A 23,571-nucleotide genomic window follows, 5' to 3' on the forward strand; every position below is an offset into this window, starting at 1 on the left:
ACGCTGGGCGCAGCGCTACATCAGGATGATGTCGTACTGCTCCTGGCTGGCCGCCGACGATTCCACCTGCAGCGAAATCGGCTTGCCGATGAAATCCCCCAGCATCGCAAGGTGCTGGCTTTCTTCTTCCAGGAACAGATCGATCACCGATTGCGACGCGAGGATGCGGAATTCGCGCGGATTGAACTGCCGCGACTCGCGCATGATCTCGCGCAGGATGTCGTAGCACACGGTGCGCGGCGTCTTCACCTGGCCCTTGCCCTGGCATACCGGGCATTGCTCGCACAGCACATGCGCGAGCGATTCGCGCGTGCGTTTGCGCGTCATCTCCACCAGGCCCAGCTGCGAGAAGCTGTTGACCGTGATGCGCGTGCGGTCGCGCGACAGCGCCTTGCGCAGTTCCGCCAGCACGGCATCGCGATGCTCGGCCGACTCCATGTCGATGAAGTCGATGATGATGATGCCGCCCAGGTTGCGCAGCCGCAGCTGACGCGCAATGGTGTGGGCTGCTTCCAGGTTGGTCTTGAAGATCGTGTCGTCGAAGTTGCGCGCGCCCACGTAACCGCCGGTGTTGACGTCGATGGTCGTCATCGCCTCGGTCTGGTCGATCATCAGGTAACCGCCCGATTTCAGGTCGACCCGGCGCGACAGCGCACGCTCCACTTCCGCTTCGATGTTGTACAGGTCGAAGATCGGCCGTTCGCCGGTGTAATGCGTCAGGCGCTCGACCACGGCCGGCGTGTACTCCTGCGCAAACTCGACGAGCTTCTGATGGTTCTCGCGCGAATCGACCTGGATGCTGCGCGTTTCGTCCGTCACGAAATCGCGTAGCACGCGCTGGGCGAGGTTCAGGTCCTGATACAGGATCGACGGGGCGGGCAGGGTCGTCGCGTTGTGGCGGATGGTTGCCCAGATCTTGCGCAGGTAGGCGACATCGTTGGCGAGCTCCTCGTCGGTGGCTTCTTCGGCGATGGTGCGCACAATGAAGCCGCCGCGCTCGTCGGTGGGGACCATGGCTGTCACGCGCGAACGCAGCGCTTCACGCTCGGCCTCGTTGCCGATTTTTTGCGAGATCCCGATGTGCGGGTCTTGCGGCAGATACACCAGCGTGCGGCCGGCAATGCTGACCTGCGTGGACAGCCGCGCCCCTTTGGTGCCGATCGGATCCTTGATGACCTGCACCATCAGCGCCTGGCCTTCGAAGAGCGTTTTTTCGATGGCGACCTGCGGTGTGGGCGGCGCGTCTTTGGCATCGCGCGGGTGCCAGATGTCGGCCACATGCAGGAACGCCGCGCGCTCCAGGCCGATATCGATGAAGGCCGACTGCATGCCCGGCAGCACGCGTACAACCTTGCCGAGGTAGATGTTTCCGACGAGTCCCCGCGTGAGCGTGCGCTCGATGTGGAGTTCCTGAACGGCGGCTTGCTGGACGATGGCCACGCGCGTTTCTTGCGGCGTGATATTGACGAGGATGTCTTCGGACATGAGAGATACCAGGAGAGCGGGTTTCAGCACCCGCCTCCGGGCTGGTAGTGCGCGCCCGAAGCGTGTCTTGAAACCGGCCCTCGCACACTGGCGGCGTGTGCGGGTTGCAGCGTGGGGTTACAGCACCACTCCGGCTTGTGCGAGCAGCGCTGCGGTCTCGAACAAGGGTAGGCCCATGATACCCGAATAGCTTCCCGAGATATGCGCGACAAAGGCCGCTGCGCGCCCCTGGATGCCGTAGGCGCCGGCCTTGCCGAACGGCTCGCCGCTGGCGATGTAGCGGGCGATGTCGTTGTTCGTCAGCACGGCAAACCGCACGTCCGAGATGGACAGCGCGTGCATTGGCGTGCCTTCGGCCGTGACGACCGTCACGGCGGTCAGCACACGGTGCGCCCGGCCGGACAGGCCCCGCAGCATGCGATGGGCGTCGGCGGCATCGGCCGGCTTGCCCAGAATCTCGCCGCCAAGGCACACGGTGGTGTCGGAAGTCAGGATCGGCAGGGCGGGGAGGTCGCGTGTGATCCGGCGGCGTACGGCTGCCTGCGCTTTCAGGGCGCAGACGCGCTGAACGTAATCGTCGGGTGTTTCACCGGCTAGCACGGCTTCGAGCGATTCCGCGTCTTCGTCGTCGGCGGCCAGCAGGAGCTCGAAGCGTGCGCCGATCTGGCGCAGCAGTTCCTGCCGGCGCGGGCTTTGGGAGGCCAGATACAGATGTGGGGCGCCGGCGGTTTCGAGCGTCATACGCGGTGATAGGGGTGGTTCTGCGTGATGCTCCACGCGCGGTAGAGCTGCTCGGCCAGCAGCACGCGCACCATGCCATGCGGCAGCGTCAGGCTGGATAGGCGGATCAGCATGCGCGCCTTGGCCTTGAGCGTTGGGTCCAGCCCGTCCGCGCCGCCGATCACGAAAGCGATGTCACCGCCTTCCTGCTGCCATCCGGTGAGGGATTCAGACAGTGCGACGGTGGTGAGGTCCTTGCCGCGCTCATCCAGCGCGATCATGCGACAGCCCTTGGGCAGCGCGGCTTCAATGCGCGCGGCTTCAAGCTGCATGACGGTGGCGGCGGTGCGGCTGCCCGAGCGCTGCTCGGGCTTGATTTCGCGCAGTTCGATGCGCAGCTCGGGCGGCATGCGCTTGGCATATTCAGAGAAGCCGTCCTCGATCCAGGACGGCATCTTGTGCCCGACGGCAACGATCAGCAACTGCATGGCGCGAGTGCGTGCCCGACGTTACGCTGCGCGCTTCTTGGCCGGAGCGCGCTTGGCTGCCGTCTTGGTGGCCGTTTTTGCGGCGGTCTTCGTGGCGGTCTTGCCCGTACCGGTCGCGCGCTTGGTGGCCGGCTTTTTGGCAGCCGTCTTGGCGGGCGCCTTCTTGGCCGGTGCTGCGGCCTTGGTCGGGCGCTCGCCTGCCAGCTTCGGCTTGGTTGTGCGGCGCTTGGCGGGCGTGACCTCTTCGGCCTCGTCTTCCTCGTCGTCGTAACCTTCGCTGGCCTTGGGCAGACCACGCTTGGCGGTGCCGCCGAGCTCGATGCGCACCGGCTTGTCACCCCAGATTTCTTCCAGGTTGTAGTACTGGCGCAGTTGCGGCTGCATGATGTGGACCACGGCGTCGCCGCAGTCGACGAGCACCCATTCGCCCACGTCTTCGCCTTCCACGGCGATGACGTGACCGCCGGCTTCCTTGACGGCGTCACGCACCGAAGCGGCCAGGGCCTTGGTCTGGCGGTTGGACGTGCCGCTGGCGATGACCGTGCGGTCGAACAGTTCGGTCAGGTGGGTCGTATTGAAGACCTTGATGTCTTGCGCCTTGACGTCTTCGAGCGCGTCGACGATCACGCGTTGTAGTTTGCGAATATCCATACTGAGTGAGAAGAACGTTTAAAGGGCGAGAAAAAAGGTCGAAAAAAGCGCGCGAATACGGTCAATCACGCGGTCAAGCACTGACCGTGCCATTGGCACGGCGGTACAGCGAATGCGATTGGATCAGGTCAGCCACCCCGGCAGGCAGGTCGGCGTCGCAGCGTGCGCCAGTGGCCAGCTGCTGGCGCAGGCGGGTGGATGACAGGTCGACAGCCAGGGTTTGGTCGATCCACATATGGCCAGCGGGAGCGCATTGTATCAATGCCGTGTCGGCGCGGCGCGCGTCGAGTTCGCGCTGGACCGGCGCATGCAGCGCGTGCAGGTCGAAGCCGGGGCGCGTGGCCACGCACAGGTGGACATACCCGAACAGTTCTTGCCAGCCATGCCAGGTGTCCAGACCGACAAGCTGGTCCGCGCCCATCAGCCAGGCCATGGAGGCGTCCGGGCCGTAGACGCCGCGCAGTTCGCGCACGGTGTCGATGGTGTAGCTGGGGCCGTGGCGGTCAACTTCCATGCGGCTGACGTGGACGCGCGCGCGGCCGGGCCGCACGGCCTGCGCGGCCAGTTCGGTCATCGCCAGGCGCAGCGGGGCGGGCGTGACATCGGCGCTTTTCTGCCACGACACGCCGGTCGGAATCCACAGCAGTTCGTCAAGTTCCAGCCGTGCAATGCACAACTCGGCCAGGGCGACGTGGCCCACGTGCGGCGGGTCGAACGTGCCGCCCAGCAAGCCAAGGCGGTATGGCCGGTCGAGCTTGCGGCGGGCGCGGTCGGGCTGTGTCATACCCAGTCGCGCGCCGGCAGGAAATCGGTGTACAGCGCGGCTTCGGGCGAGCCCGGCTCGGGGTGCCAGTCGTAGCGCCAGTTGGCCACCGGTGGCATCGACATGAGGATCGATTCGGCGCGCCCCCCGCTTTGCAAGCCGAACAACGTGCCGCGGTCGAACACAAGATTGAATTCGACGTAGCGGCCGCGGCGGTAGGCCTGGAAGGCGCGTTCGCGCTCCCCGTAGGCAACGGCGCGGCGCCGCTCGGCGATGGGCAGCCACGCGGGCAGGAACGCATCGCCGACGGAGCGCATCATCTCGAAGCTGCGCTCGAAGCCGAGTTCGGCAAAGTCGTCGAAGAAGATGCCGCCGATGCCGCGTGCTTCCTTGCGGTGCTTCAGATAGAAGTAGTCGTCGCACCACTGCTTGAAGCGCGGGTACAGTTCATCGCCGTACGGCGCCAACGCGCCCTGGCACGTGCGGTGAAAGTGCGAGGCGTCTTCCGCGAAGCCGTAATACGGCGTGAGGTCCATGCCACCGCCGAACCACCAGACCGGCTCGGCATCGGCCCGTTGGGCGACGAAGCAGCGCACGTTCATGTGCACTGTCGGCACGTACGGATTGTGGGGGTGGAAGACGAGCGATACGCCCATCGCTTCGAAGCCGCGCCCGGCCAGCTCGGGCCGGTTGGCCGTGGCCGAGGGGGGCAGCGTGTCGCCCAGGACGTGTGAGAAACCCACGCCGCCGCGCTCGAGAAGCGTACCGGCCTCGAGGATGCGGGTACGGCCATTGCCGCGCAGGCGTTCGGTGGGCGGCTTTTCCCACGTATCGGTGGCGAAGGTGCCGCCGTCGAGTGCGCCGACGGCAGTGGTGATGCGGTCCTGCAGGTCCAGCAGGTAGGCGCGGACGGCTTGCGTATCCATCAGGTCGGGAGGGGCCGCAGCGGCGGCCAAGTCATACGGTTGTCACCATTGTAGCGGGCGTGTCGCCGAGGCAAGTCGGGGATCACCCTTGGTGACCGATACCGCGCTCGGCCCCTGTGGGCGCCGGCGCGGTAGGTGGTGTGTCGATCAGCGGCGGATGGCGCGGTATCCGATGTCCGTCCGGTACTGGGCGCCGTCAAACTGGATCTGTTCCACGACGTTGTAGGCCGCCCGCTGGGCTGCCTTCACGGTGTCTGCCAGGCCCACCACGCACAGCACTCGGCCGCCGCTGGTGACCAGTTCGCCGTCCTGGAGCGTGGTGCCGGCGTGGAAGGTGACGCTGTCTTCGGTTTCCTTCGGGATGCCGGTGATGACGTCGCCCTTGCGCGGCGTGTCCGGGTAGTTGTGTGCGGCCATGACCACGCCCAGTGCGGTGCGGCGGTCCCAGTCCAGCTCCATGCCGTCGAGCTTGCCGTCGATGGCGCGGTCCAGCACGTCGTACAGGTCGGTCTTCATGCGCGCCATGATGGGCTGCGTTTCCGGATCGCCCATGCGGCAGTTGAATTCGAGCGTCTTGGGGTTGCCTTCTGCGTCGATCATCAGGCCGGCATACAGGAAACCGGTGTACGGAATGCCATCCTTCTCCATGCCGCGGATGGTCGGCAGGATGATCTCGCGCAGGGCGCGGGCGTGCAGCGTCGGCGTGACGACCGGGGCGGGCGAGTAGGCACCCATGCCGCCCGTGTTGGGGCCGGCGTCACCGTCGAGCAGGCGCTTATGGTCCTGGCTGGTGGCCAGTGCCACGACGTTCTTGCCGTCGCACACCACGATGAAGCTGGCTTCTTCGCCGGCGAGGAATTCTTCGATCACAACGCGTGCGCCTGCGTCACCCAGACGGTTGTCGGCCAGCATCATGTCGATGGCGTTGTGCGCTTCTTCGGCCGTCATCGCCACGACCACGCCCTTGCCGGCGGCCAGGCCATCGGCCTTGATGACGATCGGGGCGCCTTCCTGGTCAACGTACGCATGTGCCTGCGCAGCATCGCTAAAGGTCTGGTACTTGGCGGTCGGAATGCCGTGGCGGTGCATGAACGCCTTGGCGAAATCCTTCGACGATTCGAGCTGCGCGGCGGCCTTGGTCGGGCCGAAGATGCGCAGGCCCTTGGCGCGGAACAGGTCGACGATGCCGGCGGCCAGCGGCGCCTCGGGGCCGACCACCGTGAAGTGGATGCCTTCGCGCTCGGCAAAGGCTGCCAGCACTTCCGGATCCGTGATCGGGAGGTTCTGCAGGCGCTTGTCGAGCGCCGTACCGCCGTTGCCGGGGGCCACGTATACCACCTGCACCTTGGGCGAGCGTGCCAGCTTCCATGCCAGGGCGTGCTCTCGACCGCCCGAACCGACCACCATCACTTTCATGCTGTACCTACTCAAAAATTCGAAATCTGGAAAACAAAAACGGCGATCGTGAGGTCGATCGCCGTTATGCGCGTGTCCCGGGGCTTATTCCCCGAAGACCGCGTTGGTGAAGACTTCCTGCACGTCGTCCAGGTTTTCCAGGACGTCGAGCAGCTTCTGCATCTTGACCGCGTCTTCGCCGGTGAACTCGACTTCGGTCTGCGGCTTCATGATGACTTCGGCCAGTTCCGCCTTGAAGCCGGCGGCTTCCAGCGCGGTCTTGACCTTGCTGAAATCGTTGGGCGGGCAGATGACTTCGAGCGAGCCGTCATCGTGGGTGACGACATCGTCGGCGCCGGCTTCGAGCGCGGCGTCCATCAGCTTGTCTTCCGGCGTGCCCGGAGCATAGATGAACTGGCCGATGTGGTCGAACAGGAACGCGACGGAGCCCGATGTGCCCATGTTGCCGCCGTACTTGTCGAAGCCGTGGCGGACTTCGGCCACGGTGCGCGTGCGGTTGTCGGTCAGGCAGTCGACGATCACGGCGGCGCCGTTGATACCGTAGCCTTCGTAGCGGATTTCTTCGTAGTTCGCGCCTTCCAGACCACCCACACCGCGCTGGATGGCGCGGTTGATGTTGTCCTTGGGCATGTTCGCGTCGGTGGCCTTGTCCATGGCCAGGCGCAGGCGCGGGTTGGAGTCCGCATCGCCGCCGCCCAGACGGGCCGCCACGGTGATTTCCTTGATCAGGCGCGTCCAGACTTTGCCGCGCTTGGCGTCGGCAGCGGCTTTCTTATGCTTGATGTTGGCCCATTTGGAATGACCGGCCATGAAACTCTCCGAGCGGAATGCGGTGGGAAATGAAGGGATGTGAGGCGTTCAGATGGCGGTCCGACGCCACGTGCACGCTCTATAATCGACCGCGGATTTTAGCATGCTGAACCCGCCTGCCGACCCGTCCATCCGGTCGAGCACGGGCGTTGCCCCCAGGAATTTGATCTCCGCCAATACGCCATGACCGCCCCCATCCTTGTCGCCAAGAACGCTCAAGCTGAGCTGGTGCTGCTGCCCCAGCTCGCGAACCGCCATGGCCTGATCACCGGCGCCACCGGCACCGGCAAGACCGTCACGCTACAGACGATCGCCCAGGGCCTGTCGAAGATCGGCGTGCCGGTGTTCCTGGCCGACGTGAAAGGTGATCTGACCGGTATTTCGCAGCCTGGGCAGCCGAACGACAAGCTCAAGGCGCGCCTGCAGGAGCGCGGCCTGGACGAGCCGCAATGGGCCGCATGCCCGGTCACGCTGTGGGACGTTTACGGCGAGAAGGGTCACCCGGTGCGCGCCACGGTGTCCGACATGGGCCCGCTGATGCTCGCGCGCATGCTGGAACTCAACGACATCCAGACCGGCGTGCTGAATCTTGTCTTCAAGATCGCGGACGACGCCGGCCTCGCCTTGCTCGACATGAAAGACCTGCGCGCGATGCTTCAGCACGTTGGTGAGCATTCTTCGAACTACACGAACCAGTACGGCAACATTTCGTCGGCGAGCATCGGGGCCATCCAGCGCAACCTGATCGCGCTGGAAGAGCAGGGCGCCGACCAGTTCTTCGGCGAGCCGATGCTGGACGTCAATGACCTGATGCAGACCGTGCGCGGGCAGGGCGTGGTCAATATCCTGGCGGCTGACAAGCTGCTCAATGCGCCCAAGTTGTACGCGACGTTCCTGCTGTGGATGCTCTCCGAGTTGTTCGAGCATCTGCCCGAGGTGGGCGACGTGGACAAGCCCAAGCTCGCCTTCTTCTTCGACGAGGCGCATCTGCTGTTCAACGACGCTCCGCCCTCGCTGCTGCAGAAGGTGGAGCAGGTGGTGCGGCTGATTCGCTCCAAAGGCGTGGGCGTGTACTTCGTCACGCAGAACCCCGCTGATGTGCCCGACACGGTGCTCGGCCAGCTCGGCAACCGCGTGCAGCACGCGCTGCGGGCCTTCACGCCGCGCGATCAGAAAGCCGTGAAGGCGGCGGCCACCACGATGCGGGCGAATCCGGGGTTCAGTATCGAAGCGGCTATCGGCGAGCTTGCCGTGGGCGAGGCGCTGATCTCCATGCTCGATGAGGGCGGCCGCCCGGAGGTCACAGAGCGCGCGTTCGTCGTGCCGCCGGCATCGCGCATCGGGCCGATTTCGGACGATGAGCGCCGCGCGTTGCTGGCCGATTCGCTGGTGGCGGGGCGTTACGACAAGGCCATCGACCGGGAGTCGGCCTACGAAAAGCTGACCGGCCGTGTCGCGAGCGGCTCGGCGACTGCACCGGCCCCTGGTTCCATCGGCACCGATTTCGGTGCCTCCGCGGGTACGGCGTCGGCGCCGGCTCCGACAACCGCGCCCATGCCCGCTCCGGCACAGGACAGCGGCGGTGGCTGGCTCGGCGAAGTCGGGTCGATCCTGACAAAGGGCACCGGCCGCAGCGGTCGCGGTGACTCGATCGTCGAAACCCTCGCCAAGTCGACGATGCGCACCATCGGCTCCACTGTCGGGCGCGAAATCGTGCGCGGCGTGCTGGGCAGCATTCTGGGCGGATCGAAGAAGCGCTGAGCGCATTCGACGCACCAAAGACAACAGCCGGCAGTGCCGGCTGTTTTTGTTTGTGCAAAACGGTGCGCGTTCAGTTCTTCGTGCCGAACAGGCGGTCACCCGCATCGCCCAGGCCCGGGATGATGTAGGCGTTGTCATCCAGGTGCGAATCGAGCGAGGCCACGAACAGCTTCACGTTCGGATGCGCCTTCTGGAACACCTCCACACCTTCGGGCGCTGCCACCAGCGCGAGGAACAGGATGTTCTCGTCGGGCACGCCGCGCTTCTTCATCACGTCGACAGCGTGGACGGCCGAGTAGCCGGTGGCGACCATCGGATCGCACAGGATGAAGGTGCGGTCTTCCAGGTCCGGCAGCCGCACGAGGTATTCCACCGGGCGGTGTTGCTCATCACGGTACACGCCAATGTGGCCGATGCGCGCCGACGGAATCAGTTCGACCAGCCCGTCGCTCATGCCGACGCCCGCGCGCAGCACCGGCACCACGGCCAGCTTTCGCCCGGCGATGACGGGCGCTTCCATCGGGCCCATTGGCGTGTCGATGTGGCGGCTGGTCAGCGGCAGGTTGCGCGTGATCTCGTAGCCCATCAGCAGCGTGATCTCGCGCAGCAGCTCGCGAAACGTGCGCGTCGACGTGTCCTTGTCGCGCATGTGTGTGAGCTTGTGCTGGATCAGCGGGTGATTGAGGATGAACAGGTTCGGAAAGCGCGGATCTTGTTTCATGGCGGCAAGGGATTCTCAGATGGGGCGCATTGTACCGGCGCGCCCCGTGCCGATTGTGGAGGCGCTCAACGGCGACCGCGCATCAGGATCACATACACCACGGCCGAAATAGCGAGGCCCACGAACCATGCATACGTGTACAGCGCTTCGAACACGCCCGGCACGTTGGCGACGAACCCGGCCTGCTTGAAGAAGCCCGGCAGATTGGGCAGCACGCCGATGACGAGCGCGGCGATGGCGCGGCCGTTCCAGCCGTTTCCGTAACCGTAAGGGCCGTCCACGCGGAACAGTTCGCCCGTCTTGAGCACGGTGCGGCGCACCAGGAAGTAATCGACCATCATGATGCCGGCCACCGGGCCCAGCAGCGCGCCGTAACCGACCAGCCACGTGAAGATGTAGCCCTTGGTCGTTTCCAGGATCTTCCACGGCATCATCGCCAGGCCGATGCCCGCCGTGATGTAGCCGCCGATGCGGAACGAGATGCGGTGCGGTGCCAGGTTCGAGAAGTCATACGCCGGCGAGACCACGTTGGCTGCGATGTTCGTCATCAGCGTGGCGGTGATCAGCGCCAGCAGCGCGACGATGACCGACGGGCCCGTCATCTTGCCGGCCAGCGTGACCGGATCCCAGATGGCCTGGCCGTAGATGACCACCGTGGACGACGTGACCAGCACGGCCACCAGCGCCAGCAGCCCCATCGGCAGCGGCAGGCCGATTGCCTGGCCGACCAGCTGATCACGCTGGCTGCGTGCGAAGCGGGTGAAGTCGGGAATGTTCAGCGCCAGCGTGGCCCAGTAGCCGACCATGGCCGTGAGCGACGGCCAGAAGAAGCCCCAGAACTCGCCGGCGCGCTTGCCGCCCGCCGCAAACGCCGACGGCGCAGACAGCATGGGCCCGAAGCCGCCCGCATTGATATACGCCCACCAGACCAGGCCCAGCGCCGCCAGGATCAACAGCGGCGTGGCCAGCGCCTGGAAGCGCTTGATCGATTCGAGCCCCTTGGTGATCAGCCAGATGTGCAGCGCCCAGAACAGCAGGAAGCAGAATCCCTGGCCGGGGTTGATGCCCAGCCCCGGAATGTTGCTGCCGACCAGCATGTTGTCGGTGACGACGTTGAGGATCGTGTAGATCGCCTGGCTGCCAAGCCACGTCTGGATGCCGAACCAGCCGCATGCGACGATGGCCCGCAGGATGGCCGGCAACTGCGCGCCGCGCACGCCGAACGACGCCCGCACCAACACAGGGAACGGGATGCCGTACTTGGTGCCAGCGTGGCCCACCAGCACCATCGGCACCAGCACGATCAGATTGCCGAGGAACACCGTCAGCACCGCCTGCCACCAGTTCATGCCTTCGCTCATCAGGCCCGACGCCAGCATGTAGGCTGGCACCGACACCACCATCGATACCCACAGCGCGGCGTAATTGGTCGCCGTCCAGGTGCGGGCAGCCTGCGGGGTGGGGTTGAGGTCTTCGTTCCAGAGGGTCGGGTCGGGCGCGTTGGCGGCGCCATCGGCGAAGGCGGCGGAATGGGTTTGGCTCATGTGATGTGGAATCCGTTGTCGTTCTTGATATTCGGAATGCAGCGCGATTGTACGGCGGCCAGCCGGAGCCCGAAGCGAAACCTGTGCCACGCGCGGCGTGCCCGCCATCGGAACGAATGGTTGAATTCACATACAATCGACGGCGCTCTCCAACACGCTCACCGCGCCCGCTCGCGTACCGTTGTGACCATCGCGTCTTCTGCGCCCCCCGCCCCCACGCGTACCGCCGACACTGGCGGCTTGCTGCTCGCCTCGGTGGGTGCCGTGCTGTTCTCTGCCAAGGCCGTTGTCGCCAAGCTGATGTACCGCTACCAGGTGGATGCGGTGATGGTGATCACGCTGCGCATGTTGCTGGCCGCGCCCCTCTTCATGGCGATGGGCTGGTGGCAGTCGCGGCGCGTGGCGCCGCTGGCCGTCGCAGACCGCTGGCGCATCGTCGGATTGGGGCTGGTCGGCTATTACCTTTCGAGCTTTCTCGATTTCCTTGGGCTTCAGTACATCACGGCGGGGCTGGAGCGGCTGATCCTGTTTCTCACGCCGTCGTTTGTCCTGCTGATCACGGCGACGGTCTTCAAGCGCAGTATTACTGGCTTGCAATGGTTGTCGCTGGCGACGGCGTATGCCGGCATCGTGCTGGTGTTTGCGCACGACCTGCATCTGGGCGGCGGCACCGTATGGCTGGGCGGCGGGTTGGTGCTCGCCAGCGCCCTCAGCTATGGCATCTACCTGCTGGCCAGCGGTGAACTCGTCAAGCGTGTGGGCTCGATGCGGCTGGTGGCGTATGCCATGTGCGTGTCCACCGTGGCGTGCATCGTGCAGTTTCTGGTGTTGCGGCCGCTGTCGGCGCTGGTGCTGCCATGGCAGGTGTACGGGCTGTCAGCCATCAACTCGGTATTCTGCACGGTGGCGCCCGTCACGCTCACGATGATGGCCGTGGCGCGCGTGGGCGCACCGGTGGCTTCGCAGGCGGGCATGATCGGGCCGGTGTCGACGCTGCTGCTCGGGTGGTGGCTCCTTGGCGAGCCGATCACCATGTGGCAGATCGCGGGCAGCGCACTGGTGCTGGCCGGCATGGCACTGCTGTCCCGGCGTGGCAGCCAACCCGCCAGCCCTGCGAAATAACGATCAAGAAGGAGTCAGACAGGATGGACCTGGGCTTGAAAGGCAAGCGCGCGCTGGTGTGCGGCGCAAGCAAGGGACTGGGCCTCGCATGCGCCGACGCGCTGGCCGCCGAAGGCGTGGACGTGGTGATCGTCGCGCGCGGTGCCGAAGCGTTGTCGGCAGCCGCCGAGCGCATCCGCACAGCGCACGGCGTGCGCGTGGAAGCCGTCGCTACCGACATCACGACGCCGGAAGGCCGCGCTGAGGCGCTGCTCGCGTGCGAACGCCTGGGCGGCTCGCCCGACATCCTCGTCAACAACGCGGGCGGCCCGCCGCCCGGCAACTTCCGTGACTGGGACCGCGACGCCTGGATGGCCGCCCTCAATGCCAACATGCTGACCCCCATCGACCTGATCAAGGCCACCGTCGACAAGATGATCGAGCGCCGCTGGGGCCGCATCGTCAATATCACCAGCGGTGCCGTGAAAGCGCCGATCGACGTGCTCGGGTTGTCCAACGGCGCGCGCTCGGGCCTGACCGGCTTCGTGGCGGGTCTTGCGCGCGAAGTGGCCAGGCACGGCGTCACCATCAACAACCTGCTGCCGGGCCAGTTCGAAACCGATCGCCTGACCAAGACGCTCGAAGCGGGCGCCAAGGCGGCAGGCATCCGCGCAGACGAGCATTTCGAGCGCAAGCGCCAGGGCAACCCGGCGCAGCGCTTCGGCCAGCCGGCCGAGTTTGGCGCCGTATGCGCCTTCCTGTGCAGCCAGCACGCCGGCTACCTGAACGCGCAGAACATCCTGCTGGATGGCGGCGCATATCCTGGCACCTTCTGAGCCACCCCCAATGACCACCAATACGCCCGAGAGCACATCCTTGAAACGCCGCCGCGTCGCCCTGATCGCGCACGACCACAAGAAGGACGACATGGTCGCGTTTGCGCAAACACACCATGCCTTCCTGTCGCAATGCGATCTGCTGGCAACCGGCACCACCGGCGGCCGGCTGGAGAAGGAAGTCGGCCTGACGGTGCAGCGCATGCTGTCCGGCCCGTGGGGCGGCGACCTGCAGATCGGTGCGCAGCTTGCCGAAGGCCGCATCGATGCAGTCATCTTCCTGCGCGACCCGATGACGCCGCAGCCGCACGAACCCGACATCAATGCGCTGGTGCGCGCGTGCGACGTCCACAACATTCCCTGTGCCACCAACCTGGCGACCGCCGATCTGGTGATGTCCGCCCTGCGGCTGGTGCAACCCGACCCGAAGGAGATCCACGCATGACGCAATCAAAAGCCATCCGCATCTTTGAAACCGGCGGCCCGGAAGTGATGCAGCTCGTCGACGTCGACGTGCCCGCGCCCGGCCCGGGCGAGGCCACCATCAGGCAACATGCCGTCGGCCTCAACTACATCGACGTGTATTTCCGCACGGGCCTGTATCCGCAGCCGCTGCCTGCCGGCATCGGCATGGAGGCTTCCGGCGTGGTGGAAGCGGTGGGCGAGGGCGTGACGCACGTCAAGCCGGGCGACCGCGTGGCCTACGCTGGCCGTCCGACCGGCGCTTACGCGCAGGTGCGTACGATGCCGGCCGATATCCTGGTGCGCCTGCCGGAGGCCATCGACTTTGAAACCGGCGCGGCGATGATGCTGCAGGGCATGACCACGCAATACCTGATCCGCGACAGCTACCGCGTCCAGCCGGGCGATACGGTGTTGTTCCACGCGGCGGCGGGCGGCGTCGGCCTGATCGCCTGCCAGTGGCTGAAGGCGCTGGGCGCCACGGTGATCGGCACGGTCGGCAGCGATGCCAAGGCGGAACTTGCTCGCGCGCACGGCTGCGACCACACCATCGTCTACACACGCGAGAACTTTACCGACCGTGTGCGCGAAATCACCGGTGGCAAGGGTGTGCCGGTGGTCTACGACGGCATCGGCAAAGACACGTTCACGGGTTCGCTGGATTGCCTAGCCCCGCGCGGCATGATGGTCACCTACGGCAACGCGTCGGGGCCGGTGCCACCGGTTGACCTCAGCGTGCTGAGCGCGAAAGGCTCGCTCAAGATCACGCGCCCGACGCTGATGACATACACGGCGCGGCGTGACCTGCTGGAGCCGATGGCCGCGGACCTGTTCGATGTCGTGATCAGCGGTAAGGTGAAGATCGAGATCCACCAGCGTTACGCGCTGGCCGACGCGGCGCAGGCGCACCGCGATCTGGAAGGGCGCAAGACGACCGGATCGACGATCCTTTTGCCGTAAAGAGCGGTTAGCGCCCGGTGGGCTTCACCCGCCGGGCGGCGGCAAAGCGTGCATCCTCGCGCACGCGGTCGGGCAGCGCACGCAGCAGCATGTGCAGCGCAATCGGCACCAGCACGATGTCGTCCACCCAGCCGAGTACCGGAATGACATCCGGGATCAGGTCGACCGGCGAGACCACATATCCCACCAGCAGCAGGGCAGCCGGGGCGAGCCACCACGGCCTGTCCGGATGGCGCAGTGCAAACCACAGCAGGCGCACGTCAGTGCGCACGACGCTCCACAGGCGGAAAAGGCGTCCGAACATCGTGGGCTCCTGGGTGAAAAGCGAGGATCACATGCAGGTGCTTGACCGGCAAACCAGCTTATCAGCTTGGGTACGACGCACCGATTTCAATGTGGCAAGCAGCGATAAAAAAGCCGGCCCTCTTGCGAGGTGCCGGCTTTTTGCCTCAACGGGTAGAACTTAGCCCGGAATCTTGCCTTCCACGCCTTCGACGTAGAACTTGATGCCGTGCAGGAAGCCGTCGTCGGCGACCTTGTCGGCAGGCAGGACTTCCTTGCCGGTGTTGTCCTTGAGCGGACCCTTCCAGATCGGTGCCGAGCCGTCGATGATGCCCTTCTTGCGGGTCTCAACCAGCGCCTTCACGTCTTCCGGTACCACGGCGTTGTACGCGCCCAGATCGATTGCGCCTTCCTTCAGGCCCCACCACACGGTTTCCGGCTTCCACTTGTTGTCGAGCACGTCGCCGACCACCTTGGTGTAGTACACGCCCCATTTGTTCATCGAGGCGGCCAGGTGGGCCTTCTCGCCGAACTTGCTCATGTCGCTATCCCAGCCGATCGCATAGACGCCTTTCTCCTGCGCGGTCTGCACCACGGCGGCGGAGTCGGTGTTCTGCATCAGCACGTCGACGCCCTGGCCGATGAGCGTGGTGGCAGCCTCACGCTCCTTGCCCGGATCGAACCACTTGTTGACCCACACCACGCGGGTGGTGGCCTTCGGGTTGACGCTGCGCGCGCCCAGCGTGAACGAGTCGATGTTGCGGATCACCTCAGGAATGGGCACCGAACCCACCACGCCCAGCTTGCCCGACTTGCTCATCTTGCCGGCCACCACGCCGGCCAGGTACGCGCCTTCATACGTGCGCACGTCGTACTGGCCGAGGTTGTCGGCGGTCTTGAAACCGGTGGCGTGCTCGAACTTCACGTCGGGGAATTCCTTGGCGACCTTGAGCATCGATTCCATGAAACCGAAGCTGGTGCCGAAGATGACCTTGTTGCCCTGGGTGGCCAGGTCGCGGAACACGCGTTCAGCGTCGGCCGCGCTCTCGGGCACGCTCTCGACGTAGGTGGTCTTCACCTTGTTGCCGAACTTGGCCTCGACTTCCTTGCGGCCGGCGTCGTGGGCGTATGTCCAGCCTGCATCGCCCACGGGGCCGACGTAGACGAATGCGACCTTCAGCGGCTCGTTTGCCGGAGCCGGGGCGGTCGCTGCGGGCGCGGAGGAAGCGGCCGGGGCGGCGGTCTTGTCGCCGGCGCCGTCATTGGACTTGCCGCAACCCCAGAGGGTCAGGGCAGCACCGGCGGCCAGGGCGGCCAGCGTGATCCTGCGGGTAACGTTCATCGATTTCTCCTGTTGTGTGGCTCGTTGACTGTGTTAATGCTTGAAGCAAAAGACGGGAATGCAGAAGCCTTGGGCAGCAGTTTAGGCAGCCCCTGGGCGGAACGGCTTGCCGAGCGAAGCGGGCATGTTCAGGCGGATCCAATCCGGATTGCGCGAGATGATGGCCAGCACGACGATGGTTGCGGCAAACGGCGCCATCGACAGAATCTGCGACGGCACCGACACGCCCATCCCCTGCAGGTAGAACTGCAGGATCGTCACACCGCCAAACAGCAGCGCGCCGAACAGGATGCGCATGGGCCGCCAGGTCGCAAAGGTGGTCAGCGCGAGGGCAATCCAGCCGCGGCCGGCGACCATGTTTTCGACCCACATTGGCGTGTAGACGAGCGACAGGTATGCGCCGGCCAGCCCGCAGCATGCGCCGCCAAACAGCAGCGCGCCAAAGCGGATGGTGCGCACCGGGTAGCCGAGCGCGTGCGCCGACTCCGGTGATTCACCGATCGCGCGCAGCGTGAGCCCCGCGCGCGTCTTGAACAGGAACCAGGCAATCGCGCCGCACAGCAGCAGGCTGAAATAGACCATCCAGTGGTGCGCGAACAGGGCAGGGCCGACGAACGGAATCGACTCCAGCCCCGGAATGCCGTGCGCCTGCGCCGGCAGTGACATGCCGACAAAGCGCTGCCCCATGAAGGCGGACAGCCCGGTGCCGAAGATCGACAAGGCGAGGCCTGTTGCGACTTGGTTGGTGACGAGCACCAGCGCCAGCCACGCGAAGAGGGCTGCCATCACCATACCGGCAATCGCGCCGGCGGCAAAACCCAGCAGCGGAATCTGCGTCTGGTAACCGACCATGAACCCGACCACGGCGGCCACCAGCATCATCCCTTCGGCGCCGAGATTGAGCACGCCGGAGCGCTCGTTCATCAAGAGGCCCAGGGCGGCCAGCAACAGCGGGGTGCCGGCGTTGATCGACGCGGCGATCAGGGGAGCGAGACTTTCCATGTGTGAGGCCTGATCAGTGATGCGCGCGCCAGCGCAGGCGGTATTCGATGAGCGTGTCGCAGGCGAGCAGGAAGAACAGCAGCATGCCCTGGAACACTCCGGTAATGGCCGACGGCAGGCCCAGGCGCGATTGCGCAAGCTCGCCGCCGATATAGAACAGCGACATCACGATCGCGCCCAGCACGGTGCCAACCGGATTCAGCCGACCGACGAATGCCACCACGATGGCGGCAAAGCCGTAGCCCGGGGAAATGGACGGCAGCAGCTGCCCGATCGGGCCCGTGACCTCGAAGGCGCCGGCAATGCCTGCCAGGCCGCCCGACACCAGCAGCGCTGTCCACAGCGCCGCACGCGACGAGAAGCCCGCGTAGCGCGCCGCCTGCGGTGCCAGCCCACCCACTTGCAGCCGGTAACCCGCAAAGCTGCGGAACACGAACAACGTCATCGCCGCCGTCATCACCAGCATGAACAGAAAGCCGACGTGCAGACGCGTGCCGGCCACGAGCGTCGGCAGAACAAATGCGCTGTCGAACACGATCGACTGCGGGAAGTTCATGCCGTTCGGGTCCTTCAACGGCCCGTTGACCACGTACAGCAGCAGCAACTGCGCGATGTACGTGAGCATGAGCGAGACGAGGATCTCGTTGGCATGAAAGCGATCACGCAGCAGCGCGGTAATGGCGGCCCACAGTGCCCCGCCGATCAGGCCGGCAACGACGGCCAGCACCAGCGCAAAGCCGCCGGGGATGGCGGGCGTGGGCGTATCGAAGTAAATGATCGTGGCCGCCGCGAAGATACCGCCGACGATGAGCTGCCCCTCCGCGCCGATGTTCCACACGTTGGCGCGATAGCACACCGACAAGCCGAGCGCGCACAGCACCAGCGGCACGGTCTTGAGCAGCACTTCACCAATCGCGCGTTTGCTGGCCAGCGGCTCGACGAGGAATACGCGCAGGCCCGCCACCGGGTCCTTGCCCAGCAGTGCGAACAGCAGCAGGCCGAACACCATCGTCAGCACCAGCGCGATCAGCGGCGAGGCATAGGCCATGGTGCGCGAAGGGATTGCGCGCAACTCCAGCGAAACCGGCAGCGCCAGGCGGCTGCCATGCATGACGTCAGCCATGGGCCGCCTCCGAGGTTGCTGCCGCCGAAGCCGCGGTCTTGTCCCACATGCCGCTCATCCACAGGCCGATCTGTTCGCGGTCGGTGGCGTGCGTGGGGGTGGAAGGGGAGAGGCGCCCGTTGGCGATCACGTGCAGGCGATCGCACAGCGCAAAGAGTTCGTCGAGTTCTTCCGACACGATGAGGATGGCGCAGCCCCCCGCCTTGAGCGCGAGGATTTCGTTGTGGATCTGCGCCGCCGCGCCCACGTCCACGCCCCAGGTAGGTTGCGCGACGATGAGCACGCGCGGCGCGCATTCGATTTCGCGGCCGACGATGAATTTCTGCAGATTGCCGCCCGACAGGCTTTTGGCCAATGCGTCCGGGCCGCCGGCCTTCACGCCAAAGCGGCTGATGATGCCGGTAGCCAGCTTGGCGGCAGCCTTCTTGTCGATGAGCCCGCCACGCACCTGCGGCGCACGCTGATGCGTCAGCAGCGTATTGGCGGCCAGCGACAGCGATGGCACGGCGCCGCGCCCCAGGCGCTCTTCCGGCACGAACGACAGTCCGCGCTTGCGACGCGCACGTGGGTCCAGCTTGGCGACCGGCTCGTTGCCGATGCTGATGGTCTGTGCCGAGGCGCGGGTATCTTCGCCCGACAGGGCGGCCAGCAGTTCCTGCTGCCCGTTGCCCGAGACGCCCGCGATGCCGACGATCTCGCCGCTGCGCAATTGCAGGGCGATGTCACGCAGTTCCGTCGCAAAGGCGTGCGACTTGGGCAGCGACAGGCCGGCCACCTCCATGCGCACCTCGCCCGGTGTGGTCTGCGGGCGCAATTCGCGCGGCGGCTCGCCACCGATCATCATGCGCGACAGCGAAGCCGCCGTTTCCTGGCGTGGGTCGCACACGCCCGTGACCTTGCCCATGCGCATCACCGTGGCGGCGTGGCACAGGGCTTGAATCTCGTCGAGCTTGTGACTGATGTAGAGGATGCTCGTGCCTTCTGCCGCCAACTGGCGCAGCGTGACGAAGAGCTTCTCGACGGCCTGCGGCGTCAGCACCGAGGTCGGCTCGTCAAGAATCAGCAGGCGCGGCTTGGTGAGCAGCGCGCGCACGATTTCCACGCGCTGGCGCTCGCCGACGGACAGCGTGTGCACATGGCGATGCGGCTCCAGCGGCAGGCCGTATTTCTCGCCCGTGCTGCGCACCTGATCGGCTACATCGCGCAAGTCGGTGCCAGCGGGCAGGCCGAGCAGGATGTTCTCTGCCACCGTGAGCGTGTCGAACAACGAGAAGTGCTGGAACACCATGGCGATGCCCAGCGCGCGCGCCTGGTGCGGGTTGGCGATCTCGACGCGCTGGCCGTCGAGCAGCATCTCGCCGGCGTCGGGCTGCACGGCGCCAAAGATGATCTTCATCAGCGTCGACTTGCCGGCGCCGTTTTCGCCCAGCACGGCATGGATCTCGCCCGGCGCGACAGTCAGGCTGACGCCGTCGTTGGCGACCACGCTCGGGTAGCGCTTGGTCATGCCCGTCAGCGACAGGCGTGGTGGGAGTGGTGTCACAACAGGTTGGCTCGTGGTTTCCGTGCCGCTCACCGTGCGGATGCGCATCGGAGGCGGTCTCTTATTTGCGTTGACGACACTTCACAGATTGCGGTGCCGATGCAGGTTCGCCTCGACGCATCGCAGCAATCATCATCGCAATGTGATGCTTGCCATCAGCCGCGAATTATAGCTTCGGGCATTGCGTCGGACCGCGATTTCAGCCGGTCTGCGCCTGTCTCGTACAAGGGCTGGCAGCGTGCAAATCCCGTGCCGGGACGAGCGGCTCGATTGACGGGGTTGCAGCTTGTCATGCCGCGGTATGCAGGTGGCAGGCGCGTCCCCCGCGTGGGGCGAATCCGGCGGGTTTGCCACGATATGCACCGGCCCGGTGCCTCGGCGTAGGGGATCTCTTTAGGCTACAGTGCGCAGTTTGCCCCGCGATCAGTCGCCACTGCGCTGCCGCGTTGTCCTGCCTTCCATGACTGCTCCTGCTCCCGGACGTTCTCGCCTGCCCGGCCCTATCCCCGGCTGGCTTCTGCTGCTCGGCGCGCTTACGGCCGTTGGCCCGCTGTCGGTCGACATGTATCTGCCGAGCCTTCCCACCATTGCCCGCGATCTGAATACGTCGTCGGCGGCGGCGGGGCTCACGCTCACGGTTTTTCTCATCAGCCTGGCGATCGGCCAGCTCATCTACGGTCCGGCCAGTGATCGCTTTGGCCGCAAGCCGCCGCTCTACATTGGCCTGGGTCTGTACGTGGCTGCCTCCGTTGGCTGTGCCTTTGCGAAGGACGCCTCGATGCTGGCCCTGCTGCGGGGCCTGCAGGGGTTTGGCGCATGTGCCGGCATGGTGATCGCGCGCGCCGCTGTGCGTGATCGCATGGATCCGGCCGGCGCCGCGCAGGCCTATTCGACCTTGATGCTCGTCATGGGCATCGCGCCCATCCTGGCGCCCATGATTGGGGGGGCGGTACTGCAGGTGGCGTCATGGCGCGTCATCTTTGTGCTGCTGACGGCCTTTGGCGTGCTGTCGCTTGTGGCCGTGCACTACCTGATGCGCGAATCGCTGGCGCCGGAGAACGTGCGCAGGCTGGCCTTCGGTCCTGTCCTGCGCGACTACTGGGCCCTGCTGCGCGACCGTCACTACGCTGCCTATATGTGGTGCGGCGCAGTTTTCCTGTCGGGCATGTTCGCGTACATCACCGTGTCGTCGTTCGTGTTGATTGACGGCTACGGGCTGACGCCGTCGCAGTACGCCTGGGTATTTGGCGGCAACGCGGCGGGGATGATCGCGGCCTCGCGCGTGAACGTGCGGCTGGTTCGCCGGTTCTCGCCGGCGCGCGTGCTGAGGCGCGCGCTATGGATTCCGGTGGTGACGAGCATCCTGGCGACGGGGGCGGCGGCTGCCGGTTTCACGCCGCTGCCGCTCGTGCTGGCGGCGCTGTTCTGCTACATCGCGTCCATCGGCTGCATCTCGCCCAACACAGGGGCGCTGGCGATGGCGGGGCAGGGCGCCCGCGCGGGCACTGGCTCTGCGCTCATGGGCGCCATGCAGTTCGGCCTGGGCATGGTCACCGGTACGGTGGTTGCCGCCGTGGGCCAGAGTGCCGCGCCACTGTTGAGCATGATGGCGATCTGCTCGACGGCCGCCCTGTGGCTGGGCCTACGCGCCACGCGCCATGAGGCGGGACACTGAAGTCACTCCGCTGGCGGCTCTGCGGCAGCCGCCTCGGTTTGGTGTGCCTCCTGCGTAACACGCCAGATCTCTTCTCCCTGTCGTTACCTATGATGAGGAAAGCTGCCCCGTGCACCACACGCGGGCAGCGCGCCCCTTTCGCGGTCTAAGGGTTAGCTCTTATATAGAATTTATCAACGTTTTATTAACGTATCACTTTCGTTTTCAATCGCGCAGCGTTTTGCCGGGATTGGTCCGACAACTGCGCACACGAAACGGGGGTTAAGTTGCAGTGCACGATTCACCGGCTGGGCGAGCTGGCGCTGTTGTGCGAGGTCCCGCCGCCGGCGACCCTGAATTGCCAGCAGCGCATCTGGGCGATGGCCTCGCGCGCGTCCAACTGGGCGGGCGTGGTGGACGTGGTGCCCGGCATGAACAATCTCACGCTCGTGTTTGGGCCGCTGGCCGACGCACGACTGCTCGAGACCCGGCTGCGTGAAGCCTGGGAGGAGAGCGAGGCGCTGGTGGCCGACGGCAAGCTGGTCGATATCGAAGTCGCCTATGGCGGCGACGAGGGCCCTGATCTGCGCGAGGTTGCCAAGCACACCGGCTTGACTCCCGCAGAGGTGGTACGTCGTCACACGGCCCCCGAATACATCGTCTACTTCCTCGGCTTCCAGCCCGGGTTCGCTTACATGGGCGGCTTGGACAAATCGCTGGCGACGCCCCGCCGCGCCGAGCCACGCATGGCCGTACCGGCGGGTTCGGTCGGCATCGGTGGCGAGCAGACCGGTATCTACCCAGCCGCCTCTCCCGGCGGCTGGCAATTGCTCGGGCGCACGGACGCAGCGCTCTTCCTGCCGCAGCGCAATCCCCCCGCGCTGCTGGCACCAGGAGACCGCATCCGCTTCGTCGCCTCGAAGGTGCGCGCATGAGCTCCAAACCGCTACCCATGATCGAAGTCGTACGCGCTGGCGTACTGGCGACCGTGCAGGACCTGGGCCGCTCCGGGTATCGCCGCTTTGGCGTGTGCATGTCGGGCGCGCTGGATCCGCTGTCGCTGTACGTCGGTAACCGCCTCGTGGGCAACCGCAGCGATGCGGCGGGTATCGAATTCACCTTGGGTAACGCCACGCTGCGCTTCCACGTGAATGGGCTGATCGCGCTGACCGGCGCCGATTGCCGTGCCACGCTCGACGGCACGCCGGTGCATGCGTGGCGTGCGATTCCCGTGCAGCGCGGGCAGACGCTGACGCTGCGCGTAGCGCAGGGCGGTGTGCGGGCCTATTTGTGTGTGGCTGGCGGCATCGATGTCCCCGAAATGATGGGCTCGCGCAGCACCGACCTGAAGGCGGGTTTCGGCGGCTTCGAGGGCCGCCCCCTGAGGGACGGCGACAAGCTGGCCGTGCTTCCCGCCGATACGACCTACGCGCCCGACATCAGCGGCGATGCCGTTGCCGTGAAGGCGGCACGCTGGACGTTCGACCGCGCGCAAGGCGACACCCCCGTGATCCGCGTGCTGCCCGGCCCCGAGTACGACGAGTTCCTCGCCGATGCGCAGGCCGCGTTCTGGGAATCGGAATGGACGCTCACCCCCAACAGCAACCGCATGGGCTTCCGCTTGCAAGGGCCTGAGCTCAAGCGCAAGAAGCAGCGCAGCGGCGATCTGCTCTCGCACGGCGTGGTGCCGGGCGTGATCCAGGTGCCGCCGTCGGGCCAGCCTATCGTGCTGATGGCCGACGCGCAGACCACCGGCGGTTACCCAAAGATCGGCACCGTCATCCTGGCCGATCAATGGCGCCTCGCGCAGATCCCGCTCGGCACGCGCGTGCGCTTCGAGCGTGTGACGCTGGAAGAGGCCGAAGCCGCCCGCGCCGACGTGGCACGGTATCTGCAGCAAATCGAAACCGCGCTGGACTGGCAGCGCCAGGGCATCCTCTCCACAGCCCGGCGCACCGCCAGGACGCGACTGAACGCCTGA

The 23,571-nt window shown here is 65.9% G+C and carries 23 protein-coding genes; 8 read left to right on the forward strand and 15 right to left on the reverse strand.

Features of this window, described 5'->3' with window-relative positions; genetic code table 11:
- Nucleotides 1–15: 15 nt before the first annotated feature.
- From rng to R2N03_RS02820, 8 genes are all read right to left on the reverse strand, one after another.
- Entirely contained in the window at nucleotides 16–1,485 is a 1,470-nt protein-coding gene (gene rng, locus R2N03_RS02785; protein WP_316654923.1) for a ribonuclease G, read from the reverse strand.
- Between the two features lie 117 nt (nucleotides 1,486–1,602).
- Complete coding sequence (locus R2N03_RS02790; protein WP_316654925.1) at nucleotides 1,603–2,226, reverse strand: Maf family protein; 624 nt, start codon at nucleotides 2,224–2,226, stop codon at nucleotides 1,603–1,605.
- Entirely contained in the window at nucleotides 2,223–2,693 is a 471-nt protein-coding gene (gene rlmH, locus R2N03_RS02795; RefSeq protein WP_316654927.1) for a 23S rRNA (pseudouridine(1915)-N(3))-methyltransferase RlmH, read from the reverse strand. The genes R2N03_RS02790 and rlmH overlap by 4 nt, the downstream gene beginning before the upstream one ends.
- A 21-nt stretch (nucleotides 2,694–2,714) precedes the next feature.
- Nucleotides 2,715–3,344: a ribosome silencing factor gene (gene rsfS / locus R2N03_RS02800; RefSeq protein WP_316654930.1), complete on the reverse strand. Its 630-nt coding sequence runs from the start codon at nucleotides 3,342–3,344 to the stop codon at nucleotides 2,715–2,717.
- A 73-nt stretch (nucleotides 3,345–3,417) separates the two neighbouring features.
- Nucleotides 3,418–4,128: a nicotinate-nucleotide adenylyltransferase gene (locus R2N03_RS02805; RefSeq protein WP_316654932.1), complete on the reverse strand. Its 711-nt coding sequence runs from the start codon at nucleotides 4,126–4,128 to the stop codon at nucleotides 3,418–3,420.
- Nucleotides 4,125–5,033 (reverse strand): oxygen-dependent coproporphyrinogen oxidase, encoded by a 909-nt coding sequence (hemF, locus tag R2N03_RS02810; protein WP_316654934.1) that lies wholly within the window; start codon nucleotides 5,031–5,033, stop codon nucleotides 4,125–4,127. The genes R2N03_RS02805 and hemF overlap by 4 nt, the downstream gene beginning before the upstream one ends.
- 147 nt (nucleotides 5,034–5,180) lie before the next feature.
- Complete coding sequence (gene purD / locus R2N03_RS02815) at nucleotides 5,181–6,449, reverse strand: phosphoribosylamine--glycine ligase (RefSeq protein ID WP_316654936.1); 1,269 nt, start codon at nucleotides 6,447–6,449, stop codon at nucleotides 5,181–5,183.
- A gap of 84 nt (nucleotides 6,450–6,533) precedes the next feature.
- Nucleotides 6,534–7,259 (reverse strand): YebC/PmpR family DNA-binding transcriptional regulator, encoded by a 726-nt coding sequence (locus R2N03_RS02820; RefSeq protein WP_316654938.1) that lies wholly within the window; start codon nucleotides 7,257–7,259, stop codon nucleotides 6,534–6,536.
- A gap of 183 nt (nucleotides 7,260–7,442) precedes the next feature.
- On the opposite strand from R2N03_RS02820, the gene R2N03_RS02825 reads away from it, so the two are divergent.
- Entirely contained in the window at nucleotides 7,443–9,020 is a 1,578-nt protein-coding gene (locus tag R2N03_RS02825) for a helicase HerA-like C-terminal domain-containing protein (RefSeq protein WP_316654940.1), read from the forward strand.
- A gap of 70 nt (nucleotides 9,021–9,090) precedes the next feature.
- Here R2N03_RS02825 and upp read toward each other — a convergent pair whose 3' ends face one another.
- Both upp and R2N03_RS02835 read right to left on the reverse strand, forming a co-directional pair.
- Nucleotides 9,091–9,741: a uracil phosphoribosyltransferase gene (gene upp / locus R2N03_RS02830; RefSeq protein WP_232040591.1), complete on the reverse strand. Its 651-nt coding sequence runs from the start codon at nucleotides 9,739–9,741 to the stop codon at nucleotides 9,091–9,093.
- A 65-nt stretch (nucleotides 9,742–9,806) separates the two neighbouring features.
- Nucleotides 9,807–11,285, reverse strand: a complete 1,479-nt coding sequence (locus R2N03_RS02835; protein WP_316654944.1) for an NCS1 family nucleobase:cation symporter-1 — start codon at nucleotides 11,283–11,285, stop codon at nucleotides 9,807–9,809.
- Nucleotides 11,286–11,468: 183 nt separating this feature from the next.
- Between R2N03_RS02835 and R2N03_RS02840 the strand changes: the two genes are divergently transcribed.
- The 4 genes from R2N03_RS02840 to R2N03_RS02855 are packed head-to-tail and all read left to right on the forward strand — an operon-like array spanning nucleotide 11,469 to nucleotide 14,644.
- Nucleotides 11,469–12,407, forward strand: coding sequence for a DMT family transporter (locus tag R2N03_RS02840; RefSeq protein ID WP_316654946.1), 939 nt, complete (start codon nucleotides 11,469–11,471; stop codon nucleotides 12,405–12,407).
- 23 nt (nucleotides 12,408–12,430) lie between these two features.
- On the forward strand, nucleotides 12,431–13,222 hold the full coding sequence (locus tag R2N03_RS02845; protein ID WP_316654948.1) for an SDR family oxidoreductase: 792 nt from the start codon (nucleotides 12,431–12,433) through the stop codon (nucleotides 13,220–13,222).
- A gap of 10 nt (nucleotides 13,223–13,232) precedes the next feature.
- Nucleotides 13,233–13,667, forward strand: a complete 435-nt coding sequence (locus tag R2N03_RS02850) for a methylglyoxal synthase (protein WP_316654950.1) — start codon at nucleotides 13,233–13,235, stop codon at nucleotides 13,665–13,667.
- The gene (locus R2N03_RS02855) at nucleotides 13,664–14,644 is read left to right on the forward strand and encodes a quinone oxidoreductase family protein (protein ID WP_316654952.1); all 981 of its coding nucleotides are present in this window, start codon (nucleotides 13,664–13,666) and stop codon (nucleotides 14,642–14,644) included. The genes R2N03_RS02850 and R2N03_RS02855 overlap by 4 nt, the downstream gene beginning before the upstream one ends.
- A gap of 7 nt (nucleotides 14,645–14,651) precedes the next feature.
- Here the strand turns inward: R2N03_RS02855 and R2N03_RS02860 are convergent, their stop codons facing one another.
- The 5 genes from R2N03_RS02860 to R2N03_RS02880 form a co-directional block, all read right to left on the reverse strand.
- Nucleotides 14,652–14,948, reverse strand: a complete 297-nt coding sequence (locus tag R2N03_RS02860) for a YkvA family protein (protein WP_316654953.1) — start codon at nucleotides 14,946–14,948, stop codon at nucleotides 14,652–14,654.
- Between the two features lie 159 nt (nucleotides 14,949–15,107).
- The gene (locus tag R2N03_RS02865; protein ID WP_316654955.1) at nucleotides 15,108–16,268 is read right to left on the reverse strand and encodes a BMP family ABC transporter substrate-binding protein; all 1,161 of its coding nucleotides are present in this window, start codon (nucleotides 16,266–16,268) and stop codon (nucleotides 15,108–15,110) included.
- Between the two features lie 81 nt (nucleotides 16,269–16,349).
- Entirely contained in the window at nucleotides 16,350–17,270 is a 921-nt protein-coding gene (locus tag R2N03_RS02870; RefSeq protein WP_024975208.1) for an ABC transporter permease, read from the reverse strand.
- 13 nt (nucleotides 17,271–17,283) lie between these two features.
- The gene (locus tag R2N03_RS02875; RefSeq protein ID WP_316654959.1) at nucleotides 17,284–18,393 is read right to left on the reverse strand and encodes an ABC transporter permease; all 1,110 of its coding nucleotides are present in this window, start codon (nucleotides 18,391–18,393) and stop codon (nucleotides 17,284–17,286) included.
- Nucleotides 18,386–19,900 (reverse strand): ABC transporter ATP-binding protein, encoded by a 1,515-nt coding sequence (locus R2N03_RS02880; protein ID WP_316656538.1) that lies wholly within the window; start codon nucleotides 19,898–19,900, stop codon nucleotides 18,386–18,388. Before R2N03_RS02880 ends, R2N03_RS02875 begins: the two co-directional genes overlap by 8 nt.
- A gap of 496 nt (nucleotides 19,901–20,396) precedes the next feature.
- On the opposite strand from R2N03_RS02880, the gene R2N03_RS02885 reads away from it, so the two are divergent.
- From R2N03_RS02885 to R2N03_RS02895, 3 genes are all read left to right on the forward strand, one after another.
- Entirely contained in the window at nucleotides 20,397–21,611 is a 1,215-nt protein-coding gene (locus tag R2N03_RS02885; RefSeq protein ID WP_316654961.1) for a multidrug effflux MFS transporter, read from the forward strand.
- Nucleotides 21,612–21,877: 266 nt separating this feature from the next.
- A complete protein-coding gene (pxpB, locus tag R2N03_RS02890; protein WP_316654963.1) occupies nucleotides 21,878–22,525 on the forward strand; it encodes a 5-oxoprolinase subunit PxpB in 648 nt (215 codons plus the stop codon).
- Nucleotides 22,522–23,571, forward strand: coding sequence for a 5-oxoprolinase subunit C family protein (locus tag R2N03_RS02895; RefSeq protein WP_316654965.1), 1,050 nt, complete (start codon nucleotides 22,522–22,524; stop codon nucleotides 23,569–23,571). Before pxpB ends, R2N03_RS02895 begins: the two co-directional genes overlap by 4 nt.

The sequence above is a fragment of the Ralstonia condita genome, from assembly GCF_958405655.1.
Lineage (GTDB): Bacteria > Pseudomonadota > Gammaproteobacteria > Burkholderiales > Burkholderiaceae > Ralstonia > Ralstonia condita.

What these genes read in the sequence shown, in the direction of transcription:
- rng (WP_316654923.1), bottom strand. Translation starts at nt 1,485, where the DNA reads ATGTCCGAAGACATCCTCGTCAATATCACGCCGCAAGAAACGCGCGTG.
- R2N03_RS02790 (WP_316654925.1), bottom strand. Translation starts at nt 2,226, where the DNA reads ATGACGCTCGAAACCGCCGGCGCCCCACATCTGTATCTGGCCTCCCAA.
- rlmH (WP_316654927.1), bottom strand. Translation starts at nt 2,693, where the DNA reads ATGCAGTTGCTGATCGTTGCCGTCGGGCACAAGATGCCGTCCTGGATC.
- rsfS (WP_316654930.1), bottom strand. Translation starts at nt 3,344, where the DNA reads ATGGATATTCGCAAACTACAACGCGTGATCGTCGACGCGCTCGAAGAC.
- R2N03_RS02805 (WP_316654932.1), bottom strand. Translation starts at nt 4,128, where the DNA reads ATGACACAGCCCGACCGCGCCCGCCGCAAGCTCGACCGGCCATACCGC.
- hemF (WP_316654934.1), bottom strand. Translation starts at nt 5,033, where the DNA reads ATGGATACGCAAGCCGTCCGCGCCTACCTGCTGGACCTGCAGGACCGC.
- purD (WP_316654936.1), bottom strand. Translation starts at nt 6,449, where the DNA reads ATGAAAGTGATGGTGGTCGGTTCGGGCGGTCGAGAGCACGCCCTGGCA.
- R2N03_RS02820 (WP_316654938.1), bottom strand. Translation starts at nt 7,259, where the DNA reads ATGGCCGGTCATTCCAAATGGGCCAACATCAAGCATAAGAAAGCCGCT.
- R2N03_RS02825 (WP_316654940.1), top strand. Translation starts at nt 7,443, where the DNA reads ATGACCGCCCCCATCCTTGTCGCCAAGAACGCTCAAGCTGAGCTGGTG.
- upp (WP_232040591.1), bottom strand. Translation starts at nt 9,741, where the DNA reads ATGAAACAAGATCCGCGCTTTCCGAACCTGTTCATCCTCAATCACCCG.
- R2N03_RS02835 (WP_316654944.1), bottom strand. Translation starts at nt 11,285, where the DNA reads ATGAGCCAAACCCATTCCGCCGCCTTCGCCGATGGCGCCGCCAACGCG.
- R2N03_RS02845 (WP_316654948.1), top strand. Translation starts at nt 12,431, where the DNA reads ATGGACCTGGGCTTGAAAGGCAAGCGCGCGCTGGTGTGCGGCGCAAGC.
- R2N03_RS02850 (WP_316654950.1), top strand. Translation starts at nt 13,233, where the DNA reads ATGACCACCAATACGCCCGAGAGCACATCCTTGAAACGCCGCCGCGTC.
- R2N03_RS02855 (WP_316654952.1), top strand. Translation starts at nt 13,664, where the DNA reads ATGACGCAATCAAAAGCCATCCGCATCTTTGAAACCGGCGGCCCGGAA.
- R2N03_RS02860 (WP_316654953.1), bottom strand. Translation starts at nt 14,948, where the DNA reads ATGTTCGGACGCCTTTTCCGCCTGTGGAGCGTCGTGCGCACTGACGTG.
- R2N03_RS02865 (WP_316654955.1), bottom strand. Translation starts at nt 16,268, where the DNA reads ATGAACGTTACCCGCAGGATCACGCTGGCCGCCCTGGCCGCCGGTGCT.
- R2N03_RS02870 (WP_024975208.1), bottom strand. Translation starts at nt 17,270, where the DNA reads ATGGAAAGTCTCGCTCCCCTGATCGCCGCGTCGATCAACGCCGGCACC.
- R2N03_RS02875 (WP_316654959.1), bottom strand. Translation starts at nt 18,393, where the DNA reads ATGGCTGACGTCATGCATGGCAGCCGCCTGGCGCTGCCGGTTTCGCTG.
- R2N03_RS02880 (WP_316656538.1), bottom strand. Translation starts at nt 19,900, where the DNA reads ATGACCAAGCGCTACCCGAGCGTGGTCGCCAACGACGGCGTCAGCCTG.
- R2N03_RS02885 (WP_316654961.1), top strand. Translation starts at nt 20,397, where the DNA reads ATGACTGCTCCTGCTCCCGGACGTTCTCGCCTGCCCGGCCCTATCCCC.
- R2N03_RS02895 (WP_316654965.1), top strand. Translation starts at nt 22,522, where the DNA reads ATGAGCTCCAAACCGCTACCCATGATCGAAGTCGTACGCGCTGGCGTA.